Annotated in this window: 21 protein-coding genes; 14 read left to right on the top strand and 7 right to left on the bottom strand. The window is 68.6% G+C overall.

Annotated elements, in window-relative coordinates; all coding sequences use genetic code 11:
- Positions 1-4: 4 nt before the first annotated feature.
- From AC07PZ_RS04110 to AC07PZ_RS04080, 7 genes are all read left to right on the top strand, one after another.
- Entirely contained in the window at positions 5-1,465 is a 1,461-nt protein-coding gene (locus AC07PZ_RS04110; RefSeq protein ID WP_495293735.1) for an FAD-dependent oxidoreductase, read from the top strand.
- 73 nt (positions 1,466-1,538) lie between these two features.
- Complete coding sequence (locus AC07PZ_RS04105) at positions 1,539-2,510, top strand: alpha/beta hydrolase (protein WP_495293734.1); 972 nt, start codon at positions 1,539-1,541, stop codon at positions 2,508-2,510.
- Positions 2,507-2,890: an AraC family ligand binding domain-containing protein gene (locus AC07PZ_RS04100; protein WP_495293733.1), complete on the top strand. Its 384-nt coding sequence runs from the start codon at positions 2,507-2,509 to the stop codon at positions 2,888-2,890. Before AC07PZ_RS04105 ends, AC07PZ_RS04100 begins: the two co-directional genes overlap by 4 nt.
- Before the next feature lie 168 nt (positions 2,891-3,058).
- A complete protein-coding gene (locus AC07PZ_RS04095; protein WP_495293732.1) occupies positions 3,059-3,790 on the top strand; it encodes a Crp/Fnr family transcriptional regulator in 732 nt (243 codons plus the stop codon).
- Positions 3,791-3,919: 129 nt separating this feature from the next.
- Positions 3,920-4,645, top strand: coding sequence for a Crp/Fnr family transcriptional regulator (locus tag AC07PZ_RS04090; protein ID WP_495293731.1), 726 nt, complete (start codon positions 3,920-3,922; stop codon positions 4,643-4,645).
- A 101-nt stretch (positions 4,646-4,746) separates the two neighbouring features.
- Positions 4,747-6,684, top strand: coding sequence for an Ig-like domain-containing protein (locus AC07PZ_RS04085; RefSeq protein ID WP_495293730.1), 1,938 nt, complete (start codon positions 4,747-4,749; stop codon positions 6,682-6,684).
- 50 nt (positions 6,685-6,734) lie between these two features.
- Complete coding sequence (locus AC07PZ_RS04080; protein ID WP_495293729.1) at positions 6,735-7,898, top strand: OmpA family protein; 1,164 nt, start codon at positions 6,735-6,737, stop codon at positions 7,896-7,898.
- A gap of 66 nt (positions 7,899-7,964) precedes the next feature.
- Here the strand turns inward: AC07PZ_RS04080 and AC07PZ_RS04075 are convergent, their stop codons facing one another.
- The 7 genes from AC07PZ_RS04075 to AC07PZ_RS04045 form a co-directional block, all read right to left on the bottom strand.
- Entirely contained in the window at positions 7,965-9,905 is a 1,941-nt protein-coding gene (locus AC07PZ_RS04075) for a putative bifunctional diguanylate cyclase/phosphodiesterase (RefSeq protein WP_495293728.1), read from the bottom strand.
- Positions 9,906-10,007: 102 nt separating this feature from the next.
- Entirely contained in the window at positions 10,008-11,600 is a 1,593-nt protein-coding gene (locus tag AC07PZ_RS04070; protein ID WP_495293727.1) for a phospholipase D family protein, read from the bottom strand.
- A gap of 169 nt (positions 11,601-11,769) precedes the next feature.
- The gene (locus AC07PZ_RS04065) at positions 11,770-12,261 is read right to left on the bottom strand and encodes an OsmC family protein (RefSeq protein WP_495293726.1); all 492 of its coding nucleotides are present in this window, start codon (positions 12,259-12,261) and stop codon (positions 11,770-11,772) included.
- Positions 12,258-13,637, bottom strand: coding sequence for an LLM class flavin-dependent oxidoreductase (locus AC07PZ_RS04060; protein WP_495293725.1), 1,380 nt, complete (start codon positions 13,635-13,637; stop codon positions 12,258-12,260). The genes AC07PZ_RS04065 and AC07PZ_RS04060 overlap by 4 nt, the downstream gene beginning before the upstream one ends.
- A gap of 1 nt (position 13,638) precedes the next feature.
- Positions 13,639-14,823 carry an ABC transporter substrate-binding protein gene (locus AC07PZ_RS04055; RefSeq protein WP_495293724.1) on the bottom strand — a complete coding sequence of 395 codons (1,185 nt, stop codon included), beginning with the start codon at positions 14,821-14,823 and terminating at the stop codon, positions 13,639-13,641.
- 77 nt (positions 14,824-14,900) lie between these two features.
- Positions 14,901-15,659 carry an ABC transporter ATP-binding protein gene (locus AC07PZ_RS04050; RefSeq protein ID WP_495293723.1) on the bottom strand — a complete coding sequence of 253 codons (759 nt, stop codon included), beginning with the start codon at positions 15,657-15,659 and terminating at the stop codon, positions 14,901-14,903.
- On the bottom strand, positions 15,656-16,426 hold the full coding sequence (locus AC07PZ_RS04045; RefSeq protein WP_495293951.1) for an ABC transporter permease subunit: 771 nt from the start codon (positions 16,424-16,426) through the stop codon (positions 15,656-15,658). Before AC07PZ_RS04045 ends, AC07PZ_RS04050 begins: the two co-directional genes overlap by 4 nt.
- A gap of 461 nt (positions 16,427-16,887) precedes the next feature.
- Here AC07PZ_RS04045 and AC07PZ_RS04040 point away from each other — a divergent pair, with 461 nt between their 5' ends.
- The 7 genes from AC07PZ_RS04040 to AC07PZ_RS04010 all read left to right on the top strand — a co-directional run bounded on the left by AC07PZ_RS04040 (position 16,888) and on the right by AC07PZ_RS04010 (position 25,996).
- Positions 16,888-17,925: a VWA domain-containing protein gene (locus AC07PZ_RS04040; RefSeq protein ID WP_495293722.1), complete on the top strand. Its 1,038-nt coding sequence runs from the start codon at positions 16,888-16,890 to the stop codon at positions 17,923-17,925.
- 33 nt (positions 17,926-17,958) lie between these two features.
- Positions 17,959-18,318, top strand: coding sequence for a DUF2946 family protein (locus AC07PZ_RS04035; protein ID WP_495293721.1), 360 nt, complete (start codon positions 17,959-17,961; stop codon positions 18,316-18,318).
- A gap of 121 nt (positions 18,319-18,439) precedes the next feature.
- Positions 18,440-20,785: a TonB-dependent receptor gene (locus AC07PZ_RS04030; protein WP_495293720.1), complete on the top strand. Its 2,346-nt coding sequence runs from the start codon at positions 18,440-18,442 to the stop codon at positions 20,783-20,785.
- A gap of 60 nt (positions 20,786-20,845) precedes the next feature.
- The gene (locus AC07PZ_RS04025; protein ID WP_495293719.1) at positions 20,846-21,751 is read left to right on the top strand and encodes a copper chaperone PCu(A)C domain-containing protein; all 906 of its coding nucleotides are present in this window, start codon (positions 20,846-20,848) and stop codon (positions 21,749-21,751) included.
- 94 nt (positions 21,752-21,845) lie between these two features.
- On the top strand, positions 21,846-22,346 hold the full coding sequence (locus AC07PZ_RS04020) for a sigma-70 family RNA polymerase sigma factor (protein ID WP_495293718.1): 501 nt from the start codon (positions 21,846-21,848) through the stop codon (positions 22,344-22,346).
- A 17-nt stretch (positions 22,347-22,363) separates the two neighbouring features.
- The gene (locus AC07PZ_RS04015; RefSeq protein WP_495293717.1) at positions 22,364-23,335 is read left to right on the top strand and encodes a FecR domain-containing protein; all 972 of its coding nucleotides are present in this window, start codon (positions 22,364-22,366) and stop codon (positions 23,333-23,335) included.
- A 126-nt stretch (positions 23,336-23,461) separates the two neighbouring features.
- A complete protein-coding gene (locus AC07PZ_RS04010) occupies positions 23,462-25,996 on the top strand; it encodes a TonB-dependent siderophore receptor (RefSeq protein WP_495293716.1) in 2,535 nt (844 codons plus the stop codon).
- Positions 25,997-25,999: the final 3 nt, after the last annotated feature.

Genomic DNA, 25,999 nt, shown 5'->3' with positions numbered 1-25,999 from the left:
GGCGATGACGCTCGACCTGCGCCTTCAGGCATGGCCGGACCGGCGCGGTGCCGCGCCGCATCGGTCGCTCTGGGTGGACGACGCGCTCGCGATGGAGCAGGGCGGTGCGCCCGTTGCGCTGAGCGGCGTGCAGCAGGCCGACGTCTGCATCGTCGGTGGCGGCTTCACCGGACTGTGGACGGCCATCCGCCTGCTGGAGCAGGCACCGGCCACGCGCGTCGTCATCGTCGAAGCCGATTTCTGCGGCAGCGGTGCGAGCGGACGCAACAGCGGCGGCATGGGCCATTGGTGGCCCAAGCTGCCCACGCTGGTCCGGCTGCTGGGCGCCGACGACGCCCTGCGGATGCTGCGCTACAGCGTCGACGTGCTGGCCGACATCCGGCAGTTCGTCGCCACCGAGCAGATCGCCTGCGAGCTGCGCAGCAGCCCGTCGGTCTGGAGCGAGACCGCGCCCGGCAAGAAGGGTGCGTGGCATGCGATGTTCAAGACCGCCGAGAAGCTGGGCGTGACGCCGCCGCACCGCGTGCTGATGCCAGGGGAACTGCGCGGCTATTTCGGCAACGGCCCGTACTACGCCGGCATCATCGAAGACGGTGCCACGCGCGTGCAGCCGGCGCTGCTGGCGCGCGGGCTGATGCGTGCGGCCATGGCGCGCGGCGCCGTGGTGCACGAGCAGTCGCCGGTGCTGCGCATCCGCGGCGACGCTCAGGGCCTCGTGGTGCAGACGGCCGGCGGCGAAGTGCGCGCGCCGCGCCTGGTGCTGGCGGCGAACGCCTGGATGGCGGACCTCCCCGAGTTCCGCGCACGCATCAACGTGGTGGGCAGCGACATCGTCATCACCGACCCGATCCCGGATCTGCTGGATCACCTGAACATGCGCTCCCGGCCCGGCGGCGTGAATTCGCGGCAGATGCTCAATTACGGCGGGCTCACGGCCGATGGCCGCGTCTATGTCGGACGCGGCGGCGGCCACATCGCCTGGGGCAACCACGTCGGCACACGCTTCGACCGCTCGCGCCGCTTCGCCGCCGAGGTCGAGGCCGACTTCCGCTATCTCTATCCCGAGCTGAAGACGGTTCCCGTGGCGCGCGCCTGGTCGGGCCCGGTCGACCGTTCGGCCACCGGCCTGCCGTGGTTCAGCACGCTGGAAGCCGACGCGCGCGTGCACTACGCCATCGGCTACTCGGGGCACGGCGTGGCCGCCTCTGCACTGGGAGGCCGCATCGTGGCGTCGCAGGTGCTTGGCCGGCAGGACGAATGGACCGACCTGGGGGCGCTGTTCCTGCGTGCGCGGTCGGGGCATTTCCCGCCCGAGCCGCTGCGCAGCGCCGCCGGCCACGTGATCCGCGGCGCGGTGTCGCGCAAGGAAACCGCCGAGCGCGAAGGCCGCAAGCCCGGCGCGTTCGACATGCGCCTGGCCAGCTATGCCATGGCCAGCCTGCCGGACCGGCCGCGCCCGAGCTGAGCTGAGCGCATTGCGGTCCGCGATCCATCTACCCACACACCACCCCATCCCTTCAGGAAAAGAGGAATCAGCCATGCCACACAAGAGTTCGGTCAACTGGCGCTCCCAGCTCGCCGGCCGCACGGTCGACTACAACCGCCCCACGTCCGTGGACAACCTGCCGGCGCGCCGGCGCGGCGGCCAGAAGCCGTTCGAGGACCTCAACGTCGATCTGCCCGAGGTCGGCGAACTGCACGAGCACGTGGTCATGCGGCCCGAAGGCGCGAGCCGCGGCACGCCCACGGCCGAGATCTACGTGCCGCCGGGCGACGGGCCGTTTCCGGTGCTGCTGCACATCCATGGCGGCGGCTGGTTCACCGGCAGCGCGCTCGGCGAGCGGAAGCTCGGCATGCAGTTCTGCACCCAGGGCTTCGTGGTGGTGAACATCGACTACGCGCTGGCACCGGAGAACCCGTTTCCCACGGGCCTGGAGGACTGCGTGTATGCCGCGCGCTGGATCACGAAGAACATCGGCAAGTACAAGGGCGACCCGTCGCGCATCGCCATCGGCGGCGGCTCGGCCGGCGGCAACCTGACGATGTGCACGGCGCTGGCCCTGCACGGCAGCGACGAGGGCATCCTCGACGGCGGCGACCTGGCCGGCGTGCCGGTGCGCTTCCTGGGCGCCGTGCCGCAGTTCGGCGTGCTCGACCTGCCGCGCTGGCTGATGGAGCCGCACTACTACGCGGGCGTGTCGGAGATGTACATCATGTCCTACCTCAGCGCCAACTTCAGCGACCGGCTGCGCCATCCGCTGGTGAGCCCGGTGTACAGCCCGCACCTGGCCAAGCTGTGCCCGGTGTACGTGAGCTGCGGCGACCAGGACGCGCTGCTGTCGCACTCGCTGGCCATGACCGAGAAGCTCACGCTGGCCGATGTGCCGACCACGCTGTCGGTGGTCGAGGGCTGCGACCACGAGTTCCTCAAGCTCTGGCACGTGCTGCCCAACGCCGAGCCCGAGTTCCACCGCATCTGCGGCTGGCTGCATCGGCACCTGGCCGCATGAGCGCCGGCCCGGCCGACCGCGCGGCCGTTGCGCGCGTCGAATCGATCGCGGCGACCGAAGGGATGCGTCCCACGGTCGTGCGTGCGCAGGAGCCGGGCGTCGAATCGCTCGTGCGCCTGTTCGCGTACCCCGGCATCGCCCAGGGCGAGGCCACCGTCGGCGTCTGGCGCGGCGACGTGGGAACCTACCTGAGCCCCGGCGCCGCGAACGGCGAGATCTATGTGGTGCACGAAGGCACTGCGCGGCTGGAGATCGAAGGCCAGCCGGTGATGGACATCGGCCCCGGTGCCATCGTCGTGTTGCCGCCACGGCTGAAGTCCACCTTCACGGTCACGCAGCCGCTGACCAAGTTCTGGGTGAAGGTCGAGCCGGGCGTTTGAGCATCGGCGGTGCCCGGCATCAACGGCGCCGGACGCGCGGCAATCTTCCATGCATCCATCGTCACGATGGGGGCGAGGAGGGTTCGATTCAAGATACCTTTGTCAGGTCATCTTGACATTGACTTACCATCCTAATGCCCGCTACGGGGCGTCACCTGCAGTCCCCGCATGCCATCCATCCTCGCCGCCGAACTGCATGACCCCAAGTTCAATCAGCTTCTTGCAGCGTTGCCGACGGCCGAGCTGACCGCCTGGCTGCCTGCGCTGGAGCTGGTCGAGCTGCCGTTGGGGCAGGTTATCTATGAATCGGGCGGTGTGTTGAGCCATGTGTACTTTCCTACGACCGCCATCGTTTCCATGCTGTACGTGATGGAGAACGGCGCATCCGCCGAGATCGCGGTGGTCGGCAACGAAGGCATCGTGGGCATCGCACTCTTCATGGGCGGCCAATCGACGCCGAGCCGCGCCGTGGTGCAGAGCGCAGGTCATGGATTCAGGTTGTCGGCACGCATCATCCAGAACGATTTCAATCGGGCGCCGGTGCTTCAGCTGTTGTTGCGCTACACGCAGGCACTGATCACGCAGATGACGCAGACCGCGGTCTGCAACCGACACCACTCGCTCGATCAGCAGTTGTGCCGATGGCTGCTGCTGAGCCTGGACAGGCTCGAAGGTGACGAACTCGTGATGACGCAGGAACTGATCGCCAACATGCTGGGTGTGCGGCGTGAAGGAGTGACGGAAAGTGCCAGCAACCTGCAGCGGGCGGGGCTGATCCGCTATGCGCGCGGACGCATCACCGTGCTCGACCGGCCCGGGCTCGAGAAGCGCACCTGCGAGTGCTATGCGGTGGTCAAGAGGGAATACGACCGCCTGCTGCCGGCCTGCCTGGGCGTTTGAGCGCGCGGCGGCCGCGCCGTCTTCACGCTATGTGCGCTGGCACACAGTCAAGGTCGTGGCGTCACCGCATACTCGCGCTCCCTGGCCGGAGCAACCCGCCGCCGCATGGATGCCCTCCGGCACGCGCGCATGACCTGGGCCCTGAAGAAACGGACCCCCTCGTTGAGCCCTTCCCAGAACCAGTTGATCGACCGGTTGCCAGGCGACGACCGCGTCAGCCTGCTCGCCCTGTGTGAAAAGGTGGCGCTGGTCCAGCAGACCGTGCTGGCGGAAGAAGGCCAGCCTGTCACGCACGTCTACTTTCCGACGCAGGGCTTCATCTCGTTGGCTGCGTCGGTTCAGGGCAGTGTCGGCGTCGAGGTCGGAACGATCGGCGCCGAAGGCGTATTGGGGGCGCAGGTCGGGCTCGGAATGTCGACGACACAGTTCTTGAGCCGTGTCCAGGGTCCGGGTATGGCCTGGCGCGTCCAGGCTGGTGCGTTCTGCATCGAGATCGAACGCAGCGGCCCGTTGCGCTATCTGCTGAACCGATATCTCTATGCCGTGACCGTTCAGTTCGCGACATCCGCGGCGTGCATGCACTTTCATCAGATCGGCCCGCGGCTGGCTCGCTGGCTGCTGATGTGCCAGGACCGTACCCGGTCCGACACGTTTCGGATCACGCACGAATCGCTTGCCGCCACGCTGGGTGTCCGGCGCGCCGGCATCACCACGGCAGCCAGTGCGTTCCAGCGTGCCGACCTCATCCGTTACCACCGTGGTGTGCTGCGGGTGCTCGACCGGAAAGGACTCGAGGAGGCCTCGTGCGGTTGCCATGCCGTCAACGAGAAGGCCTACGCACAGCTTCTGGCATAGAGGGCGCTATGTTCGCCAGCGCACAGACGCGCATGTGGCATTCACATAAAACCTGCTGGCATTGACGCAACCCGCCACGCGGCACGCCGCAGGAAAGTGACATGAACCAGCCACGCAGTCTTCTCAAATCCATGGCGAGGTGGTTCCCCACTTTGCTGGTGGCCTGTCTTGTCGGCTGCGGTGGAGGCGGCAGTTCGAGCCTGGATCCGATTCTCGGCACTCCGGCGCTCGGTACCGTGACGCCACCCGTGATCGTCGCACCCATCGTGCCGGTCACTCCCATTGCCCCGGTGGTCACCACGACCTCACCGCTGGCCACCCAGCCACCGGTCGGCAACGTGCCGACGGCCAGCCGCGTGCTGGTCACCTTCAGCAAGCCGATGGCCGCTGCCACACTGACGCCGGCGAGCTTCACGCTGGCATGCCCGTCCGGCACGGCGATTGCCGCCAGCGTGGCCTACGACGCGGCTGCGCTGATGGCCACGCTGACGCCCGCCGTGGCATTGCCGCCTGGCACGCTCTGCGTCGCCACCGTCACCACGGCGGCAACCGACACGACCGGGCTGGCCCTGGCCAGCAACTTCATATGGAGTTTCCGGACCGCGGCACTGGCCGATACGACGCGCCCGACCGTCACGCTGACCGTGCCCGCGCCAGGCGCCACCGGTGTCGCGACGAACACGCGGATCACCGCCGTGTTCAGCGAAGCCATGAGCCCGGCGACGATCTCGGCCAGCAGCTTCACCGTGACCAACACGGCGCTGTCGACGCCTGTCACCGGTACCGTCAGCTATGTGGTCGCCAGCCGCACGGCCACCTTCACGCCGACCGCGCCGGCTGTGCTGGCGAGCAGCACCGCCTACACGGCAACGATCACCACCGCCGCCACCGACCTCGCGGGCAACGCGCTGGCGGGCAATGCCGCCGTAGCACCCGCGGCCGGCAACCATGTGTGGTCGTTCACGACCGGCGCGCTGCTCGACACCACGCCGCCCACCGTCACCTCGATCACGCCCGTGACGAGCGCGACCAACGTCTGCCGCACACAGTCGATCAGTGCGACCTTCAGCGAACCCATGGACCCTGCCACCATCGATGCGGCGACCTTCAAGGTGAGCAGCGGCGGCACGGCGGTGGCTGGCACAGTGAGCTACGACGCGGTCAGCCGCATCGCCAGCTTCTCGCCGTCGGCGGTGACCGGTTTCGCGGCCAATACCGTGTTCGTGGTGACCATCGTGTCGGGCAGCGCGGGCGCCAAGGACCTGGCCGGCAACGCGCTCGTCGCCGATCGCACCTCGACGTTCACGACCGGTGCGCAGACCTGCATCGTGCCGGTCGACCTGCAGACCATCGCTGGCTTTGGTGCCTTCGGCGGCGCGGCCGGCGTGACCAACCAGGGCATCAATACGGTCATCAACGGCGATCTGGGCAGCACCGCGGCGTGCACGCTCATGACCGGCCTGCACGACGCATCCAACGTCTATACCCAGACGCCGCTGAACGTGGGTGGCGTGAACGGAACGGTGTATTGCGCACCGCCCGCGCCGGGCACCACGCAGACATTGGCCATCGCGACGCAGGCGCGCGCCGATGCCGTCACGGCGTACAACACGCTCGCAGCCATGCCGGCCGGCAGCGATCCGGGCGCCGGCCAGCTCGGCGGGCTGGTCCTGCTGCCGGCGGTCTACACCGCGGCGGGTGGCACTTTTGCGATCACCACCGGCGACCTGACACTCGACGCCCAGGGCGACACCGGCGCCACATGGGTCTTCCAGAGTGCGGCGGCGTTCACCATTGGACTGCCGGCGATTCCGCGCCGCATCTTCCTCATCAACGGTGCCCGGGCCGCCAACGTGTTCTGGCAAGTGGGAGCCGCTGCGCGCATCGAAGACGGCAGCAGCATGGTCGGCACCATCCTCGCCCCGGCAGGCGTGACCATCTCGACTGCCGGTCAGACCCTGCAAACCACGCTGACGGGGCGTGCCATCGGGCTGACCGCGTCTGTGACCATGGTCAACACCACGATCGTCGCGCCATGAGGACGGCCCACATGCCTTCCTCGAAATCCCACGACCACCGAAAGAACGCGATGAATCAGATGTCCATGCTGCGCCTGCTGGTCCTCGGCGGCCTCGCACCGCTGACCGTGTCCCAGGTGCATGCGCAGACGCAGGACAGCGCGCCTGGGTACTACTACGGCGGCCTGTCGGTGGGGAAGTCGACGTCGCGCATCGACGACGAGCGCATCACAGCGAACCTGGCGACCGCAGGATTGGCGACCACATCCATGTCGCTGGACGAACGCGACACCGCTTTCAAGTTGTTCGGCGGCTACCAGTTCAACCGGAACTGGGCGCTCGAGGCTGGCTACTTCAACCTCGGGAAGTTCGGCTACATGTCGACGACCACTCCTGCAGGCACGCTGCACGGCCAGATCAAGCTCCAGGGTTTCAACCTGGACGTGGTTGGCACGCTCCCCATCAGCGAACGCTTCTCGGCGATCGGCCGCGTCGGCGTGCAGGTGGCCGATGCGCGGGACTCGTTCAGCGGCACTGGCGCTGTCCAGGTACTCAGCCCGAACCCGAGCAAGAGAGATACCAACTACAAGCTTGGCATCGGCCTGCAGTACGCCTTCAGTCCATCCCTGCTGGTGCGGGCCGAAGCTGAACGTTATCGAATCAACGACGCGGTGGGCAACCGGGGCGACATCAACATGTTCTCTGTCACCCTGATCGTTCCGTTCGGGCGAATGCCCGAGACGGCGCCCAGGCCCATCGCCGTGTCTACCTATGCAGAGCCAGCGCCCGCCATCGTGGTTGCGCCGATGCCGGCGGTGCCGGTCGCCTCGGCAGCGCCACGCCGCGTATCGTTCGGTGCGGATTCCTTGTTCGGATTCGACCAGGCCACCTTGCGGACCGAGGGTCGGGCCGCGCTCGACAAGTTCAGGCTCGAACTCGACGCAACGACGTTCGAGACTGTTCGCGTCGAAGGCCACACGGACCGGCTCGGATCGGCGCGCTACAACCAGGCGTTGTCGCAGCGTCGGGCAGATGCCGTCAAGGCCTATCTGGTCGGTCGCGGCGGTATCGATGCAACGAGGATTTCCGCCACTGGCCGCGGCGAATCCTCACCGGTCACGAAGATCGCCGACTGCCCGGGCACCACGCCCACAGTCGCATTGATCGCCTGCCTGCAGCCGGACCGCCGTGTCGAGGTCGAAGTCCAAGGAACGCAGGCCGGCAACAGGCCTTGATGCGTTCGGTTCCGGCGTTCTTCGTGGCAAATGGAGATGCCGGGGTTCCCGGCCTTGCAGACCGGCTCAGGCGTCCGGCCGTGCCGAAGCGGCGAGGGGCCGGACGGCGGGCGACGAGATCAGCGTCTCGAGCGTCTCGGGCCGTGCCAGGTAGTAGCCCTGGACCAGGTTGCAGCCGAGCGAGCGGAGCACGTTGAGTTCTTCCTCGGACTCCACGCCCTCGGCGACCACCTCGATGTTCAGCGCGTGCCCGACCTGCACCGTGAACGCGACGAGCGCCGCGTTGCGCGATGGCCCCGACAGGCCGGAGACGAAGCTCCGATCGATCTTCACGCGGCGCACGTAGCTGCTGCGCAGCGACGCGATCGATGAATAGCCGACCCCGAAATCGTCCACCACGATGGCGATGTCGGCGGCGGCCAGGGCGTTCAGGCGGGCCTGCGTCGCGCGGAAGTCGAGCGCGACCTCTTCGGTGATCTCGATCTGCAGAAGCCGGGGCGCAATGCCGCGCTGCCCGAGCATGCCGAGCACGATCTCGTCGACCGGCAGCTGGACCATTTCACGCGGCGAGATGTTGACCGCGATCGGCACATCGGCAAATCGGTCTTCCGCGGCCTCGAGGGCGCGCAGTGCGGAGAAGACCTCGTCGAGGATGTGCCGCAGCAGCATCTCCGCGAGGCCGGTGGCCGCGGCGGCATGGATCACCTCTTCGGGCGGGATCGGGCCGTGGCTCGGATGCGTCCATCGCACCAGCGCTTCCAGGCTGTGGATCCGGCGGTCGTCGATGCGCACGATCGGCTGGTACATCAGCGTGACGTCGCCCGACTGGATCGCGCGGCGCAGGTCGCGCTCGACATCGCGGCGGCGATCGGACCGGTCCTTGAGCGCGTCGTCGAACACGCGGAAGTTGTTCCTGCCCGCATGCTTGGCCTCGTACAGGGCCTCGTCCGCGAACGTGATCGAGTCGCCGACGTCGGCTTCGTCGAACAGCACGACGCCGATGCTCAGCCCCAGGATGGCGGCGCCGTGCATCGAACGCGACGCGAAGGAAGCGATCAGCGCCTGTGCCAGCTCCGCCGCCGACGGATGGTGCGCCTGGGGTGTGTAGAGCACCAGGAATTCGTCGCCGCCCCAGCGGCAGGCGACCGCCTCGAGGTCGCGCAACTCGGTGCGCAGCCAGCCGGCGACGTCGTCGAGAACACGGTCGCCCGTCTGGTGCCCGAAGGTGTCGTTGATCGTCTTGAAGCCGTCGAGGTCGAGCAGCAGCACCGCATGCCGCTGGCCGGCCCGCTCGGCCAGATGGCGTGCCGTGGCCTCGGTGAAGCCTTGCCGGTTCAGCAGGCCGGTCAGGTTGTCGTGCGAGGCCTGGAAGGCGAGTTGGCGGTTCGCGTCGGAAGAGATCGCATGTTCCCTGTGCAGCTGCGAGGCCAGTTCGGTCGCGGCGTTCTTGAGGCGGCTCGATGCGCGGAAGACGCGCTCGCTGAGGAAGGTCGAGCGCAGCAGCGCCGCGAGGTACAGCACCACGGTCGCCGCAATGCTGACGTTGTCGAACCCGCCCGCGTAGCTGAGGCAGGCGGCAACCGAGAGGAGCGCCGGCGTGACGAAGCCGATCGGAACCCGGGCATAGGCGATGCCGAACACCACGGAGCCGGCACAGATGCCGCAGACGGAGGTCAGGTAGAACAGGGTCTGCGGCGACGTGTAGCCGTCGCACAGGACCGGGATCAGTGCCCAGACGCAGCCCGATGCGGTCGACGACACCGCCATGATCTTCAGCTGCTTCTCGACGGAAGCGCTGGTGGTGGCGGGCACGTCGCGCGACAGGAAGAAGCGCAGCAGGTTGACCGCCAGCGACAGCGACAGCCACCAGAGGCCGGCCTCGACGCGGCCGGCATTCCACGCGACGATGGCCGCGGCGATGCTGAGCACGACATTGACGGGCAGGGCGGCGCGGACGCTGCGGCGCACGCCCGCGAGTTGGTCGCTGCGCACCAGACGCAGAAGCACGGCCTCATCGACAAAGGGGGCGGACGTGGGCGAGGGTGCGCTAGGGTTCATGGACAGCTGCAAATATACGGTGCGCCGGGCCGCCGGCCCGACGGTCCAGGCCTACAGCTCCAGCTCGGGGATGAAAGGCCCGACCACGCGAAGCCAGAAGCGCTGCCAGGCCGTGGTCTCCGGTGGCTCGTCATGGGCGGTCTCCTTGCCAGTGTCGTCCTGTTCGACCCATTCGACGGGGCCGTTGGCCCCCTTCAGCCGCAATCGGTAGGAACTGCCGTTGTCTGCCATGGTCTGCAGCTGGTGCGCCATCATGGGGCTGTCGATGATCACGCCGAGCTCGGTATTCAGTCTGGCCGAACGTTGATCCAGGTTCATCGAGCCCAGGAACACCTGCCGGCCGTCGACGATGGCGCATTTCATGTGCAGCGCGGCGGTCCGCCTGCCGAAGATGCCGAGCTTCCGGCGCCTGACGCTGATGGAAGGGCTGATCTCCTCGATCACGACACCCGCTTCGAGCAGCTTCCGGACGTGCGCCGAGTAACCCACGTACACCCAGGGTTCATCGGTCGATGCCAGGGAATTCGTCACCAGGCGAACCTGAAGGCCGTCCTGCCGCGCATCGACCAGGCTCGCCACGCCGCTGTCGCTCGGAACGAAGTAGGGCGACACCATGTCGATGCTCCGGCGCGCCGTACGGAACCAGTCGATCACGCCTTCGGTGACGGTGCCGTCGATCGAACTGGTCGGCCCGGCCGTGCCTTCGATCTTCGTCGGCGCATCGAACAGAACCCTGGCGTCGGCCCGGAGGAGGGGGCCGATCTGGCGCCGCTCCAGTTGAAAAGGCAGGTTCAGCATGGCGATCAGTTCCGGCGCCACGACCTCCGGATCGCCGGGCGACGGGTGCTGGGGCCTGCCGTCGGCGGGGAGTTCGTTGACCTCGGGCGGGTGTGCCGCGTTCGTGAGCTTCTCGAAGTTCGACTGCAGTTGCGCGGCGGTCGAGTCGCTGCGCGCGATGCGATGCAGGGGAAACACGACCTCGCTGTTCCAGTAGGCATCGAACTCGCCGGAAAGCTGCCTCACGACCGGGCCTGCGGCGAAGGCGTCCATGTCGATGAAGCTCCTGCCGTCGGCATTCTGGACATAGTCGTCCGCCATGTTGCGTCCGCCCACCACGGCGGCGGCGTTGTCGGCGATGAACAGCTTGTTGTGCATCCGCCGATTCACCCGGCTGAAGTCCAGCGCGGAGGACATGAAGCGTGTGGTGTCGCTTTGGCGGCCACCCGGGAAGGGGTTGAACAGCCGCACTTCCACGTTCGGGTAGCTGGCGAGCCCGAGCAGCAGCTCGTCCTCGCCCGCGGTGTACAGGTCGTCGATCAGGACGCGCACGCGCACGCCCCGGGCGGCGGCGTCGCGCAGGGCACGCATGAGGCTGCGGCCGGTGTTGTCTCCCTGCAGGAGGTAGTACTGGACGTCGAGGCTGCGGGTCGCCAATCGGGTCAGCGCCAGCCGCGTCGCAAATGCGTTCGGGCCGTAGGGCTGCAGCAGGAATCCGGACCGGCCATCTTCGGGAAGCGCCTGGCCGACGATCGAGGCGAGCGGCGTGCGGTCGAAGTCGGCGATGGCCGTGGTCTGCGCTTCGGGCCGGGGTGCCGGCAGTGTCGAACACGCCGCCAGACCCACCGACAACCACGCGGCGGCCATGGCGTGTGCCAGCCATCGGAATCGTCGTCTCGGCGCCTGCCCGTGAGGGGGGGTGCTGAATCCAGGTGCCATTCGTGAGCCTCGGTTGCGTGCCGGCGTGCGGGTAGGGTCGTCATCCTAAGTCACGCTGCGCGCACCGCGAGGCGGGCCGGCCGTTCAGACTGGCCGTTCAGTCCGGAGGGTCACTCCGGCTCGGTGGCCCGGTCACCGAAATGCTGGCCTCGATCGGACCGCCACGGCGCAGCGTGTTGTAGATCGGGCAGGCGCTGGTGAAGGCCTCGAGCAGCAGCGTTGCCGTCGCGGCGTCGACACCCGAGACCACGAACGCCAGGCGCAGCGCGGCGTAGCGCGTGCGGTCCTCCGGGTCGCGCTCGAAACTGACTTCGACTTCGGCCGACCCGAGTTCGGCGCCGCGTTCGACGGCCTCTTTCTGGACGAGGCCCAGTCCGCAGGAGGCCAGCGCCGCGAGCAGCAGCTCACCGGCCTGGATCGCATCGCCGGGGCCGCCCGCCGCGCTGCGCGTGTCGGAGATGAAGTGATGCTGCCGGGCGCTCACCAGGAAGCGTCCGAAGGTGTCGAGTGCCCGTGCGCTGACGGCCACGATCTCGCCGGGTGCCGCGGCGCCGGCTTGCGGCGTGGTGGTAGCGGTGGCGGTGCTCATCGGTCGGTCTTCCGTGTGCGGCCCGAAGCCGCACGCGCTTTCCACGCGCCGTTCGCCGGTCGCTCCAGGCCGAGGTTCTCGCGCAGCGTGGCGCCTTCGTAGTGCGTGCGATAGAGCCCGCGCTGCTGCAGCTTGGGCACGACGAGCCGGACGAAGTCCTCGAAGCCGCCGGGCTGGTAGGGCGCGCTGATCATGAAGCCGTCGCAGGCGCCGCCCTTGAACCAGCGCTCCAGGCCGTCGGCGACCTTGTCCGCCGTACCGATGAAGTCGCCTTCGTAGCGGCTGCCGTAACGCTTGCCGAGGTCGCGCAGCGTGAGCCCGTCGCGCTCGGTGGCTTCGCGCACTTCCTGGTAGTGGCCCTGCACGCCGGGCACGTCGATGTCCGGCAGCGACGCGTCCAGCGGGTACTTCGACAGGTCGACGTCGAGGTGGTACGACAGGGTCGACAGGCCGGCGTGCGGGTCGACCAGCCCGCGCAGCGTGCGGTCCTTCTCGTCGGCGATGGCTTGCGTCTCGCCGACCAGCGGCGTGGCGGCGGGCAGCACCTTCAGCGAATCCGGGTCGCGCCCATGCGAACGGACGCGGTCCTTGATCTCCTTGTAGAAGTCGCGTGCGCTCTCGAACGAGTCATGGCTCACGAAGATCGCGTCGGCCCACTGCGCGGCGAAGTCGCGGCCGCGGTCGGACGCACCCGCCTGGAGGATCACCGGATAACCCTGCGGCGGGCGCGACACGTTCAACGGCCCCTTCACGCTGAACCACTCGCCTTCGTGGTCGATGTAGTCCACTTTCTCGGGGTTGGCGAACAGCGGCGTCTGGCGGTCCAGCACCAGCGCGTCGTCCTGCCAGCTGTCCCAGAGCTTGAAGACGACTTCGAGGAACTCGTCGGCGCGGTCGTAGCGCTTGTGGCGCGGCACCTGCTCCTTCTTCGAGAAGTTGCGCGCCTCGGCGTCCTGGAACGAGGTGACCACGTTCCAGGCGGCACGGCCGGCGCTCAGGTGGTCGAGCGTGGCGAAGGAGCGCGCGACCTCGAAGGGCTCGTAATGGCTCGTGGAGCGCGTCGAGGCCAGGCCGAGGTGCTGCGTGGCGGCGGCCATGATGGTCAGCACGACCACCGGGTCCAGCCGGAGCGACCCCAGCGCGCCGTAGCGCAGCTGCGTGTCGTTGCTGCCCTGGTAACGGTCGGGCACCGCCAGGATGTCGGCGAAGAAGGCCAGGTCGAACAGGCCCTGTTCGAGCGTGCGTGCGAGCCCCTGGTAATAGGCGGCGTCCAGCCAGCCGGATTCCGAACTGGGGTAGCGCCAGCCGCCGGGACGGCCGGGGCCCGCGGTCACGAAGGCCGCGAGATGGATCTTCTTGCTGTTGCTGTCGGTCATGTCAGGCACCCAGTTCGGCGGCCACGAGACGCTTGATCTCGTCGAATTTCGGGTCCAGCAGGAAGCTGCGGACATCGACCTTGTTCGGCAGCACGCCCAGCGCCTGGAAGCTGTCGGCCATGTCCTGGGTGGACGCGGCCGCGGCCTCGTCCACGGGGCGCAGGTCGACGGCGCCCGAATCGGAGAGCCGCGCGTCCACGATCAGTTGGCGATAGACCTTCTCGTCGGTGCTGCCCGACGCGAAGCCGCCGAGCTTGGCCCAGGCGGCCACCGTGTCGTCGGGATGGGCGACGATGCTGCGCTGCGTGTCCCGCACCAGCCGGACCAGCTTGGCAAAGACCTTGGGGTCGCGTTGCGCGAGTTCGGCGCGGGCCACGTAGAAGGCGTAGTCGTAGGTCTTGACCTGCGGCAGCGTACGGGCCTTGTCGCCGAGCTTGGCCAGCGCGAGCGCGCTGGCCGGCTGCCAGTGGATCCACGCGTCGATGCTGCCCTGCGCGAACGCGGTGTAGGCGTCGGCACCGCTGAGGCTCACGGCCTGGACGTCGCTCAGGCGCAGCCCCGCGGTCTCGAGGTACTTGATCAGGCTGTAGGTGCCGGTGGTGCCGTTCTGGTGTGCGATCTTCTTGCCCTTGAGGTCGGCCGCGCCGCGGATGGACGACGAGGTCTGCACGAGCACGTCCACCTCGTTCGCCGGCAGCGCATAGGCGGCCAGCGGCACGATCGGCACGCCCGCGGCCACCGCGTTGACGATGGCCGTCGCGGTGGCAAAGCTGAAGTCCACGCCGCCGGCCTTGATCCCTTCCATCACCGGAAGCGATGCGGTGAAGCCGGGCTGCCAGGTGATCTTTGCACCGATGTCGCGGTCGAGCTTGCCCGCACCGTCGTCCGCTGCGCGCAGCGAGGCGAACACGCCGGTGCGGCCGTCGCCGATGATGGCTATGGTCAGGGGCGTCAGGGGCGTCAGCGCCGCATCGGTCGCGGCAGCGCCAGCGCCCGAGGCCGCTGCGGCCGGTGCCGGCGCCGTCGATGCGCCTGCGCCAGGCGTCGTGGCCGATTCCTTGCCGCATCCGATCAGCGCGAGCGCGCTGGCGCCCAGCAGCGACGCGCCGCCGAAGCGCAGGAACGTTCGGCGCGCGGCGTTGCGTGTCGAGTCGGTGGAGGGGTGGATCAATGAAGTGGATGTCATGTCGAGCGTCCGTGTTGACGGGAAAAGAGCAGAGGAGCGGCCCCTGACGGCGCCGCGGATGGCGAAATCGGGGTGCGTCAGCGGTTGGCCTGGGCCGCCAGGAGACCGTCCAGAAGTTCTTCCTTGAGCGACGCCAGCGCGGGGTCGCCCCGGTGGCGTGGCCGCTGCGAGTCGATGTGCAGGTCGCGCTCGATGCGGCCGTCGCGCATCAGCAGCACGCGGTCCGCGAGCAGCAGCGCTTCTTCCACGTCATGCGTGACCAGCAGCACGGTGCGGGGCTTGAGCGTGAGCAGCTGCGCGAGCAGCAGCTGCATGGCGGCGCGGGTGATGGCGTCGAGCGCGCCGAAAGGCTCGTCGAGCAGCAGCAGCTCGGGCTCGTGGATCAGCGCGCGCGCCAGCGCCACGCGCTGCCGCTGACCGCCGGACAGCACGACCGGGTATTCCTGTTCGCGTCCGCCCAGGCCGACCGCGCCGAGCAGTGCGCGGGCATCGTCCTCGCGGCCCTTCAGGCCGAGCGTGACGTTGGCGATGACGGAGCGCCAGGGCATCAGCCGGTCTTCCTGGAACATCATGCGGATGTCCGGGCGCGCCTGCGGCGAGTGGATCTCCACGCGGCCGCTGCTCAGCGGTTCGAGGCCGGCGACGACGCGCAGCAGCGTCGACTTGCCGACGCCGCTGGCGCCGATCAGCGCGACGAACTGGCCGGCGGGGACTTCGAGCGTCAGGTCGCGCAGCACGGCGCGCCCGCCGAAGACCTTGCCCACGTTGCGCAGGTACAGCCCTGCGACGGACGATGCCGCCGGGACACCCGAGGTGGCCGAAATGGACGTGCTCATGCGCGACGGCCCTCCGCATAGTTGGGATGCCAGCGCAGCAGCCGCGCCTCGATGCGGCGCGTGAGCGCGTCGGCCAGCCAGCCCGCAATGGCGTACAGCAGGATCGCGAGCAGGATCACGTCGGTGCGCAGCAGCTCGCGCGCGTTCTGCACCATGTAGCCGATGCCGTCGCGCGAGGCGATCGTCTCGCCGACGACCAGCGTCAGCCAGGCCACGCCGAGCGCATAACGCACCCCGGTGAGGATCGGCGCCAGCGCGCCAGGCAGCACCACGGTGGCGATCAGCGCCGGCGTGCGCAACCCATAGGAGCGGCCGAGCTCGATGAGCTTCGGGTCGACGTTCCGGATGCCGCTCATGGTGTTGATGTAGACCGGGAAGAGCGAGCCGAGCGCGACGAGGAGCACGCGCGGCTCCTCGCCGATGCCGAACCACAGGATCATCAGCGGCACCAGCGCCAGATGCGGGATCGTGCGCACCATCTGCAGCGACCGGTCGAGCAGCCCGTGCGCCAGGCCGGACAGCCCGACCAGGAAGCCGAGCAGCAGGCCGGTCGTGGCACCGGTGAAGAAGCCGATCGCCACGCGGCGCAGGCTCACCAGGATGTCGCGCTGCAGCTCGCCGCGTTGCGCCGACTGGTAGGCGGCGCGCAGCACATCGGACGGCGCCGGAAGGATGCCGGCCGGCAGCCGGCCGGTTTCTGAGAAGTACTGCCACACGCCCAGCATGACCAGCGGAAGCACCCACGGAAGCAGCAGACGGCGCGCCATGCCGGGGCGTTCGGCCCGTGCGTCGGGCGAGCGGCCCTCCACCGCTTGCGCGACGACGGTGACGTGCGTGGGCGGCAAGTTCGCTGGCGCAGGGACCGACGGGCTCGGCAGGTTCACGGAAGGGAGGTCGGGGCGCATGAGGGGTGGATGGCACAGGCGCGAAGCCTGCCGTTGGCACCGACAGGCTGGCGGCGCCGTTGCTGAAACTGAAGATGGGCGAAAGATTAGGGCGCCTGCGGCCCGGTGCCAACGCAGATTTCCGTATGTGGATATGCGTGAATCGATGAAGCGCGCCGCAGCGGCCGTTTGCCCTTGCCGCCGTGCGCGGCCGCATTCGTCGCCATCGCCTGTTGCGGAACGCCCCCATCGCAGGCACGATATTGCTGCACTGCGGGACGCGCTTGCGCTGCCGCAGTGCCGTATCGCCGCCGCCGAGCTTCACCGGAACCGTCACGAGCCCCATGTCATTCGTCTGGCCTCAGTACCTCTGGCTCCTGCTTGTGCTCGCACTCGCGCCCGCGGCCTATGTCTGGCTGCTGCGGCGCAAGGGCCGCGTTGCCTTGCGCTACAGCGGCCTCGGGGCCGTCCGTGCAGCGGCGGCGGGCCGCCAATGGCGCAGGCATCTGCCGCCCGCGCTGCTGCTGCTGGCCTGCGGCGTGCTGCTGCTGGCCGCCGCGCGGCCGGTGGCGCGGATACCGTTGCCGTGGACGCGGTCGACGGTCATGCTGGCCATCGACGTGTCGCTCAGCATGCGGGTCAGCGACGTCAAGCCGACCCGCATGGCGGCAGCGCAGGAAGCCGCCAAGCTGTTCCTGCGCGAACTGCCCAAGCACATCGAGGTCGGGCTGGTCACGTTCGCCGGCAGCACCCAGGTCGCCCAGCGCGCGACGCTCGATCGCGAATCGCTGGCCACCAGCATCGATGGCTTCCAGATGCAGATCGGCACGGCGGTGGGCGACGCCATCGTGATGTGCCTGTCCGAGCTGTTTCCCGAACAGCACATCGATCTCGGCAGCATGACCTTCGGCCGCGTGCAGGGCGGACGGAGCCTTGACGACAGGGCGAAGCCGCCGCAGCAGCAGATCACGCCGGTGGCGCCGGGGTCCTACGACTCCGCCGCGATCGTGCTGCTGAGCGATGGCCGCCGCACCTGGGGCATCGACACGCTGGCCGCGGCGAAGATGGCCGCCGATCGTGGCGTGCGCGTGTACGTCATCGGGCTGGGCACCGCGGACGGCGATGCCTCCATGCCCGACGGCACGGCGATCTACATGCAGCTGGACGAACCGACCCTGCGCGAAGTGGCGCGCATGACGGGCGGCGAATACGAGCATGCCGCCACGGCGGAGAAGCTCCGCAGCGTCTACGAGAAGCTCGGCTCGCGCGTGCAGGTGCTGACGCGCGAGACCGAACTGGCCGGTGTGCTGGCGCTGGTCGCCGCAGTCATCGCGATGACCGCCGCGGCGCTGTCGATGCGCTGGTTCGGACGATTCGGCTGAACGCTTGCGGCCACAGACACGATAATCACGCCCATGTCCGCCCTGCGCCGCGCCCGCATCCTCGCCAGCTTCGTGCTGGCGTGGTTCATGCTGTCGCTGGGCGTCGCCATCGCATCACCGATCGTTCAACCGCAGGTCATGCAGCTGGTCTGTACCAGCGTGGGTTCGGTGAAGGTGGTGGTCCAGACCAGCGACGGCGCGCAGGACCTGGGCGCCGGTCACATCGACTGCCCCCTGTGCGTGCTGACCGGCGCCCCGCCACCGACACCGCCGGTGGCACGCCTGCCCGTCGTTCAGCCGCTGGCACTCGCCGTCCAGTCGATTCCGGCCGCACGCATCGCTGCGGCCACCGCGGCGCCGCTGCCGGCGCGCGGGCCGCCGCACCTCTCCTGACTTCGTTGCGCTGAGAGCAGCGCGCCGCGTCTCCGCACCGGGGGACGCGCGGCGCCGTCCGCTCGCAAGCATCCTTGCCATGAAGCGGCATCCCAGGCGGATGCCGAGGAGAGTTTTTTCAATGAACAAGACCGTACTGTCGCTCGCGCTGGGCGCAGCATTTCCCTGGCTCGCCATGCCCGCCCTGGCCCAGACCGAGGCACCGGCCGCGGCCACCGCCGATCCGGCGCCGGAACGTACCAAGGCGCTCGGCGTCGTGACCGTGAGCGGCGGCCGGCCGACCTCGCTGCCGACGCAGATCCCGACCACCATCGAAGGCATCACGCGCGAGGAAATCGAGACGCGCATCAACGCCACCGACAGCGAGGACGCGCTGAAGTACCTGCCCAGCCTGCTGGTGCGCAAGCGCTACATCGGCGACTACAACCACGCGATCCTGTCGACGCGTGCCTCGGGCACCGGAAACAGCGCGCGTTCCGCCGTGTACGCCGACGGCATCCTGCTGTCGAACTACCTGGGCAACGGCATCGCGAACGGCACGAACTACGCGCCGCGCTGGGGCCTCGTGACGCCCGAGGAGATCGAGCGCGTCGATGTGATGTACGGGCCGTTCTCCGCGGCCTATCCCGGCAACTCCGCCGGGGCCGTGGTCGACTACGTGACGCGCATGCCCACCAAACTGGAAGCGCACGTCAAGGCGGGCTACTCGTCGCAGCCCAACGATCTGTACGGCACGCACCAGACCTTCAACAGCTGGCAGACCAGTGCCTCGATCGGCAGCCGCAGCGGCGAGCACAACGAAGGCCCGTGGGCGTGGTGGATCGACGTCAACCGCACCGACAGCCATGGCCAGCCGCTGACCTTCGCCACGGCGACCGTGGCCTCGGGCATTGCCGGCGGTGCGGGCACGCCGGTGACGGGCGCCATCCGTGGCCTGAACACCACCAACACGCCCTGGTACATCCTGGGCACCGGCACGGCGTACCACACGGTCCAGGACCACGCCAAGCTCAAGGTGTCCTATGACTTCACGCCCACGCTCACGGCCACCTACACACTGGGCTGGTGGCAGAACACCTCCGAAGGGCGGCCGGAGACCTACCTGCGCGACGCGTCCGGCGCGCCGGTGTACAGCGGCGCCGTCAACATCGGCGGGCGCAGCTACACGCTCGCGCCCACGGCTTTTCCGCTGACCGACGACACCCAGACGCACTACATGCACGGCCTGTCGGTCAAGAGCAACACGAAGGGCGAGTTCGACTGGGAACTGTCCGCCAGCCTCTACGACTATGCGAAGGACCAGCAGCGTGCGCCCACGGTGGCGCTGCCGCTCGCGGCCGTGGGCGGCGCCGGCACGCTGCAGGACCAGGGCGACGGGCGCACCGGCTGGAACACGCTCGCCGCCAAGGGCACCTGGCGCCCGCAAGGCGTGGGCGGCACCCACATCGTCGATTTCGGCGTGGGCCGGGACGCCTACAAGCTGGGCATCCAGAAATCGAACGTGTCCGGCAGCTGGCTCGATGGCGATCCGGTCTCGCTGGTCAGCAACGTCGGCGGGCGGACCGAGACCTTCAATGCCTGGGTGCAGGACAGCTGGCGCTTCGCGCCGAAGTGGAAGGCGGTGCTCGGCCTGCGTTACGAGGACTGGCAGGCGACGGACGGCTTCACCGCCACCGCGACCAGCGCCCAGTCGTATGCGAAGCGCAGCGAATCCGATGTGTCGCCCAAGGCAGCGCTGGCCTATCAACTGGCCGCCGACACGGTGCTCAAGGCGTCGGTCGGCCGTGCCGTGCGCTTCCCCACGGTGGGCGAACTCTATGGCGCGACGTCCGGCGGCGCGCTGTCGTTCATCAACGACCCGAACCTGAAGCCGGAGAAGTCCTGGACCGGCGAGCTGTCGGCCGAAAAGGATCTCGGCAACGGCCTGGCGCGCGCCACGCTGTTCCACGAGACCACGCGCGATGCGCTGTACAGCCAGCTGATTCCGAACTCGACGGTGTCCCGCGTCCAGAACATCGACAAGGTGCGCACCACGGGCGTCGAACTGTCGTACACCGGCCAGGACGTCGTGATGCGCGGGATCGACCTCGGCGGCAGCCTGACCTACGCGGACTCGAAGACCGTCGCCAACGCGGCGTTCCCCGCGAGCGTGGGCAAGTGGCAACCGCGCGTGCCGCAATGGCGCTCCACCGTCTATGCCACCTACCGGCCCGACGATCGCTGGGCCTTCACCGTCGCTGCCCGCTACAGCGGCAAGCAGTACTCGAACCTGGACAACAGCGACGTGAATGCCTCTGCCTACTTCGGTGCAAGCAAGTACTTCACCGTCGATCTGCGGGCGCGTTATCGGTTCACCAAGGAGTTGTCGGCCGCCCTTGGCATCGACAACGCCAACAACGACCAGTACTGGAACTTCCACCCCTATCCGCAGCGCACCTACACGGCCGAGCTGCGCTGGGATCTCTGAACGCCACCCCTCGCCATCCACTGCCATTCATCGCCAATCACTGTTTTCCAAGGAAACACCATGACCCGAATCTCCGCTTTCAAGATGCTCGCGGCCTGCGCCGCAACCGCTGCCGCCGGTGGCGTGCTGGCCCATGTCACGCTGCCGCCGGGCGGTGCGACCGCCGGCTCGGACTACGAGGCCGCGTTCCGCGTCGGCCATCCCTGCAAGGACGCCAAGACGACCAACGGCATCACGGTGCGCCTGCCCAAAGGATTCACGCTGGAGGACGCGCAGGCGCGCAAGGGCTGGAAGCTCGAGGTCCAGAAGACCGGCGACAGCCAGGTGCGCTGGACCGCCGACGGTGCCGCGTCGGCGCTGCCCACCGGCGAGAAGGCCGAATTCATCGTTCGCGGCAAACTCACCACGACGCCCGGCCCGCTGTACTTCAAGGTGCTGCAGTCGTGCGACAACGGCAGCGCCGACTGGGCCGAAGTCCCGGCCGCTGCCGCCGGCGCGAAGGCTGACGCGAAGAGCGAATTCCCGGCAGCGCGCCTCGACGTGCTGGCACCCGGCGTGGCACCGGTCGACGTGAAGGACGCGTGGATCCGCCCCACCGTGCCGGGCCAGAGCGGCACGGGCGCCTTCATGAAACTGACTGCGCCATCGGGCGCGCGTCTCGTGGGCGTGTCGACGCCGGCGGCCGGCATCGCGGAGGTGCACGAGATGAAGATGGACGGCGACACCATGCGGATGCGCCCGGTGCAGGGCGGGCTCGAGCTGCCCGCGCGCCAGACGGTCGAGCTCAAGCCCAGCGGCTATCACGTCATGCTGATGGACCTGAAGCAGCCGATGCCCAAGGGCGCGGCGGTGCCGCTCACGCTGCGCTTCGAAGACGCCAAGGGCGTTCAGAGCAAGCTCGATGTCAACGTGCCCGTGGGCGCGCCGGACGCTGCGGCGGCGCCGGCGCACAACCATATGCACTGAGCGCTCGCGGGGCGACCGCCGCGAGTCGTTGCTAAAATGAGAACTATTCTCAACAGTGAGACCATCTCACGCACCGACTCGACGAACAGCGCCCATGACGGCAGGCGAAGCGAATCCCGACATCCACACGCTCTACAGCCACCATCACGGCTGGTTGCAGGGCTGGCTGCACCGCAAGCTCGGCAACGCATGCGATGCGGCCGATCTGGCGCACGACACCTTCGTCCGCGTGCTGGTCAGCCGCCGTGCGCGGCCCCTGGGCGACGAGCCCCGGGCGCTGCTGACCCATATCGCCAAGGGACTGGTGGTCGATCATTGGCGTCGGCAGGACGTCGAGCGCGCCTATCTCGAAGCCATCGCCCATCTGCCCGAACCGGAGGCGCCTTCGCCGGAAGCGCGGCTGCTGATCATCGAGTCGTTGCTGCGCATCGAGGCCATGCTCGCGGGCCTGCCGGCGCACGTGCGCCAGGTCTTCCTGATGGCGCAGCTCGATGGCCTGACGCTGCAGGAGATCTCCGATGCGGTGGGTACGCCGGTCATCACCGTGCGCCGCCATATCCAGAAGGCGCTCGTCGCCTGCATGGCGATCGCCTGAGCGGGTCCGGACTCGACGTGAGCCATTCCTCCACGCAAGCCACGGCGCCGGATGGCGCGCTCCTGAAAGAGGCCGCCGATTGGGTGATGGCCTTCCAGTACGGCAGCGCCGAGGAGCGCGACCGTGAAGCCTTCGAGCGCTGGCGGCAGCAAAGCCCGGCCCATCGCGAGGCATGGTCTCGTGCCGAGACCGTGCTCGGCACGTTCGCGCACGTGCCGTCGCAGATCGGCAAGGACACGCTGGGCGCATTGCAGCGCGTGAAGCGGCGCCGCAGCCTGCGCATGCTCGGCGCGCTGATGCTGGCTGCGCCGGCCGGCTGGCTCGCCTGGCGCCAGCTCCCCTGGCAGGAGTGGACGGCCGACGTCGCCACGGCCACCGGCGAGCGCAAGTCGATGCAGCTGGCCGACGGAACGCAACTGGTGCTCAACACCCAGAGTGCCGTGGACATCGTCTTCACCCCGGCGGAGCGGCGCATCCGGTTGCACGCCGGCGAGATTCTCGTCACCACCCACCGCGATCCCTCGCCTGTCTACCGGCCCTTTGTCGTGGAGACGGGCCAGGGTGTCGTCCAGGCATTGGGAACACGCTTCAGCGTGCGGCGGCTGGACGATGCCATCAGCCGTGTGGCGGTGTTCCAGGACGCCGTGGAGATCCGGCCGTCGGCCGGCTCCGTCCGGCGGCTGCAGGCGCAGGAGCAGGCCGATTTCGACGCGGGCGGCGTCCGGTCGCCCACGCCGGTGGAGCGCAGCGCCGCGCTGTGGGAGCAGGGCATGCTGCTGGCCAGCGACATGCGCCTGGCCGATGTGCTGGCCGAGATGGGCCGCTACCGCCACGGCGTGCTTCGGTGCGACCCGCGCGTGGCCGGGCTGCGGGTGTCCGGTGCCATCGCGCTGGGCGACACCGATGTCGGCCTGGCGCTGCTGGAGCGCTCGCTGCCGTTGCGCGTCGAGCGCACGACCCGCTACTGGGTCACGGTGCTTCCCAGGTAGCTGCGTGTCCGCGAAAAAAAGCTCGCGGCGGATGATCACTTTTTCCGTTTCGTCCGGTGTAGGGGAGAACGGTCCGTCCATCGGGACGGGCTGCAACCGCCTCCAACATCGAAAGACCGAAACGACATGACCGCCAAGCGCCTGCGCCGATTTCAGGCCACTCCGGCTACACCGGCCACCCCGACCTCCATGGGCCTCATTGCTGCAAGCATCCGCGCCGCACTCGCCGGCGTCGCGCTGACGGCCGTGGCGGCTGCGCCAGCCGTTGCCGCCGAACCCGTGTCGGCTGCGGCGGCCCAGCGCGAATACGCCATCGCGCCGGGCCCGCTCGGCGACGTGCTGGCGCAATTCGCCGCCTCGGCCGGGGTGCAACTGGTGTTCGATCCGACGGCATTCGCCGGGCAGCGCAGCGCCGGACTGCAAGGCCGCTACGGCACGCAGGAAGGGTTCGATACGCTGCTGCGCGGCAGCGGCTATCGGTCGGTCGCCCAGGGCAACAACGCATTCGCGCTGCATAAGACGCTGGTGCCCGCCGCGGCAACGGTGCCGACCGACGGCGCCACCGCACGGGAGCTCGCTGCCGTCACCGTGAGCGCCCAGTCGGACCGCACGGGCACGACCGAGGGCACCGGCTCCTACACCACGCGCGTCACCGGCGCCGGGACCCGGATGGACCTGGCGCCGCGCGAGACGCCGCAGTCGGTGAGCGTGATCGGCCGCCAGCAGATCGAGGACCAGAACCTCACGACGCTGGTCGACGTGCTGCGCCAGACGCCCGGCATCGTGGCGGACCGCCTGGACGAACGCGTCACCTTCTCGTCGCGCGGATTCGCACTCGGCACCATGATCGACGGCGTTCCCACGCTGTCGTACAACACCGTCGCGGGCGAGTCGAGCATGGCGAGCACGGCGATCTACGACCGCGTCGAGGTGATCCGCGGCGCGGCCGGGCTGCTCAACGGCGCCGGCTCGCCCGGCGGCTCGGTCAACCTGGTGCGCAAGCGTCCCACCGCGGAATTCTCGGGCCACGTGACGGCCGGCGTCGGCTCCTGGAACCGCTACACCACCGAGGCCGACATTGGCGGCAGCCTGAATGCGGCAGGCACGCTGCGCGGCCGGGTCGTCGCGTCCCACACGGACGGCGACAGCTTCGTCGACAACAAGAAGCAGCGCGAAGATGTGTTCTACGGCATCGTCGAGATGGACCTGGCGCCGGGCACGCTGCTGAGTGCCGGCTACGAATACCAGAAGACGGCCATCGACGGCGCCAACTTCGGCCAGTCGCCGCTGTTCTACCGCGACGGCACCGCCACCAATCTGCCGCGTTCGTACAACTCGAGCACGCCGTGGAGTACCTGGGACATGACGACGCAGCGGCTCTTCGTGAATCTCGAACACCAGCTCGACAGCGGCTGGCGCATCAAGGCCGACGCGGCCTACGCGAAGAACGAGCGCACGCGCTACAGCGGCGACGTCTGGCTCTACCCGGCCAACCTGAACCCGCTGACCAGCCTGGCCACCGTCCAGGTGGCGAACAACCCGGCAGACAGCACGAACAAATCGCTGGACGTCTATGCAACCGGGCCCTTCCAGTGGCTCGGCCGCACGCATGAGGCGTCGGTGGGCCTCAACATCAACCGATACAGCTACGGTTACGGAAACTGGGGTGCCGTGGCCAACGCTTTCGACCGCCGCACGGTGAGCCTCTTCGACCTGGCTTCGATCGCGCAGCCGGACTTCGCCTACCCGCTCAACCAGTTCAATGGCCAGACCGAGGAAAAGGGCATCTACGGCGCGACGCGCCTCAGGGTGACGGACGCGTTGTCGGCCCTCATCGGCGGCCGCGTGAGCTGGTATGAGAACCAGTCGTCGCAACGTCTGTGGACCAACGGCACCAACGGCGCACTGGTCACCAACAAGCCCGTGAAGGAAAGCGGTGTCTTCACGCCCTACGCCGGCCTGGTGTACGACCTGAGCAGCGCCTATTCGGTGTACGCGAGCTACACCGACATCTTCCAGCCCAACACCTTGCGCGACGCGAGCAACCAGGTGCTGGACCCGAAGCGCGGCACCAACACCGAACTCGGCATCAAGGGCGAGCACTGGGACGGCAAGCTCAACACCAGCTTCTCGGTGTTCCGCACGCAGGAAGACAACCTGGCCGTGGTCGACAGCGGCGCGCCGCTGCTGGCCGACGGCACCACGCCCTACCGCGCCGTCAAGGGCGCGCACAGCAAGGGCTTCGAGGTCACGGCGGCGGGCGAGATTGCGCGCGGCTGGCAGGTCATGGGCGGCTACACCTTCTACGCCAAGCGCGACAACAAGGACGTGCTGGTCAATCCGAACTACCCGCGCCGGCTGTTCCGCCTGGCCTCGGTCTACCGCTTTCCGGGCGACTGGAGCGCTCTCACGATCGGTGGCAGCCTGAACTACCAGAGCAGCATCTACTACGATGAATCGTATGGCACCGGCCGGGCCACGCAGGGCGGCATGACGCTGATCGGCCTGATGGCCCGGTACGAATTCAGCAAGCAGCTGAGTGCCAGCATCAACATCGAGAACCTGACCGACAAGACCTATTACACGGGGCTCGGCGGCTACAACGGCTACACCTATGGTGCACCGCGGAATGCGTGGGTGAAGGCGACCTACAAGTTCTGACCC

It is taken from the genome of Variovorax sp. GW821-FHT10B04 (assembly GCF_059415645.1).
This window is presented reverse-complemented; position numbering and strand designations above follow the sequence as displayed.

Excerpts from the sequence above, each read along its gene's own strand:
- AC07PZ_RS04095 (WP_495293732.1), top strand. The coding sequence starts at position 3,059 with ATGCCATCCATCCTCGCCGCCGAACTGCATGACCCCAAGTTCAATCAG.
- AC07PZ_RS04100 (WP_495293733.1), top strand. The coding sequence starts at position 2,507 with ATGAGCGCCGGCCCGGCCGACCGCGCGGCCGTTGCGCGCGTCGAATCG.
- AC07PZ_RS04050 (WP_495293723.1), bottom strand. The coding sequence starts at position 15,659 with ATGAGCACGTCCATTTCGGCCACCTCGGGTGTCCCGGCGGCATCGTCC.
- AC07PZ_RS04070 (WP_495293727.1), bottom strand. The coding sequence starts at position 11,600 with ATGGCCGCCGCGTGGTTGTCGGTGGGTCTGGCGGCGTGTTCGACACTG.
- AC07PZ_RS04010 (WP_495293716.1), top strand. The coding sequence starts at position 23,462 with ATGACCGCCAAGCGCCTGCGCCGATTTCAGGCCACTCCGGCTACACCG.
- AC07PZ_RS04020 (WP_495293718.1), top strand. The coding sequence starts at position 21,846 with ATGACGGCAGGCGAAGCGAATCCCGACATCCACACGCTCTACAGCCAC.
- AC07PZ_RS04090 (WP_495293731.1), top strand. The coding sequence starts at position 3,920 with ATGACCTGGGCCCTGAAGAAACGGACCCCCTCGTTGAGCCCTTCCCAG.
- AC07PZ_RS04025 (WP_495293719.1), top strand. The coding sequence starts at position 20,846 with ATGACCCGAATCTCCGCTTTCAAGATGCTCGCGGCCTGCGCCGCAACC.
- AC07PZ_RS04105 (WP_495293734.1), top strand. The coding sequence starts at position 1,539 with ATGCCACACAAGAGTTCGGTCAACTGGCGCTCCCAGCTCGCCGGCCGC.
- AC07PZ_RS04080 (WP_495293729.1), top strand. The coding sequence starts at position 6,735 with ATGAATCAGATGTCCATGCTGCGCCTGCTGGTCCTCGGCGGCCTCGCA.
- AC07PZ_RS04035 (WP_495293721.1), top strand. The coding sequence starts at position 17,959 with ATGTCCGCCCTGCGCCGCGCCCGCATCCTCGCCAGCTTCGTGCTGGCG.
- AC07PZ_RS04060 (WP_495293725.1), bottom strand. The coding sequence starts at position 13,637 with ATGACCGACAGCAACAGCAAGAAGATCCATCTCGCGGCCTTCGTGACC.
- AC07PZ_RS04040 (WP_495293722.1), top strand. The coding sequence starts at position 16,888 with ATGTCATTCGTCTGGCCTCAGTACCTCTGGCTCCTGCTTGTGCTCGCA.
- AC07PZ_RS04045 (WP_495293951.1), bottom strand. The coding sequence starts at position 16,426 with ATGGCGCGCCGTCTGCTGCTTCCGTGGGTGCTTCCGCTGGTCATGCTG.
- AC07PZ_RS04055 (WP_495293724.1), bottom strand. The coding sequence starts at position 14,823 with ATGACATCCACTTCATTGATCCACCCCTCCACCGACTCGACACGCAAC.
- AC07PZ_RS04110 (WP_495293735.1), top strand. The coding sequence starts at position 5 with ATGACGCTCGACCTGCGCCTTCAGGCATGGCCGGACCGGCGCGGTGCC.
- AC07PZ_RS04065 (WP_495293726.1), bottom strand. The coding sequence starts at position 12,261 with ATGAGCACCGCCACCGCTACCACCACGCCGCAAGCCGGCGCCGCGGCA.
- AC07PZ_RS04030 (WP_495293720.1), top strand. The coding sequence starts at position 18,440 with ATGAACAAGACCGTACTGTCGCTCGCGCTGGGCGCAGCATTTCCCTGG.
- AC07PZ_RS04085 (WP_495293730.1), top strand. The coding sequence starts at position 4,747 with ATGAACCAGCCACGCAGTCTTCTCAAATCCATGGCGAGGTGGTTCCCC.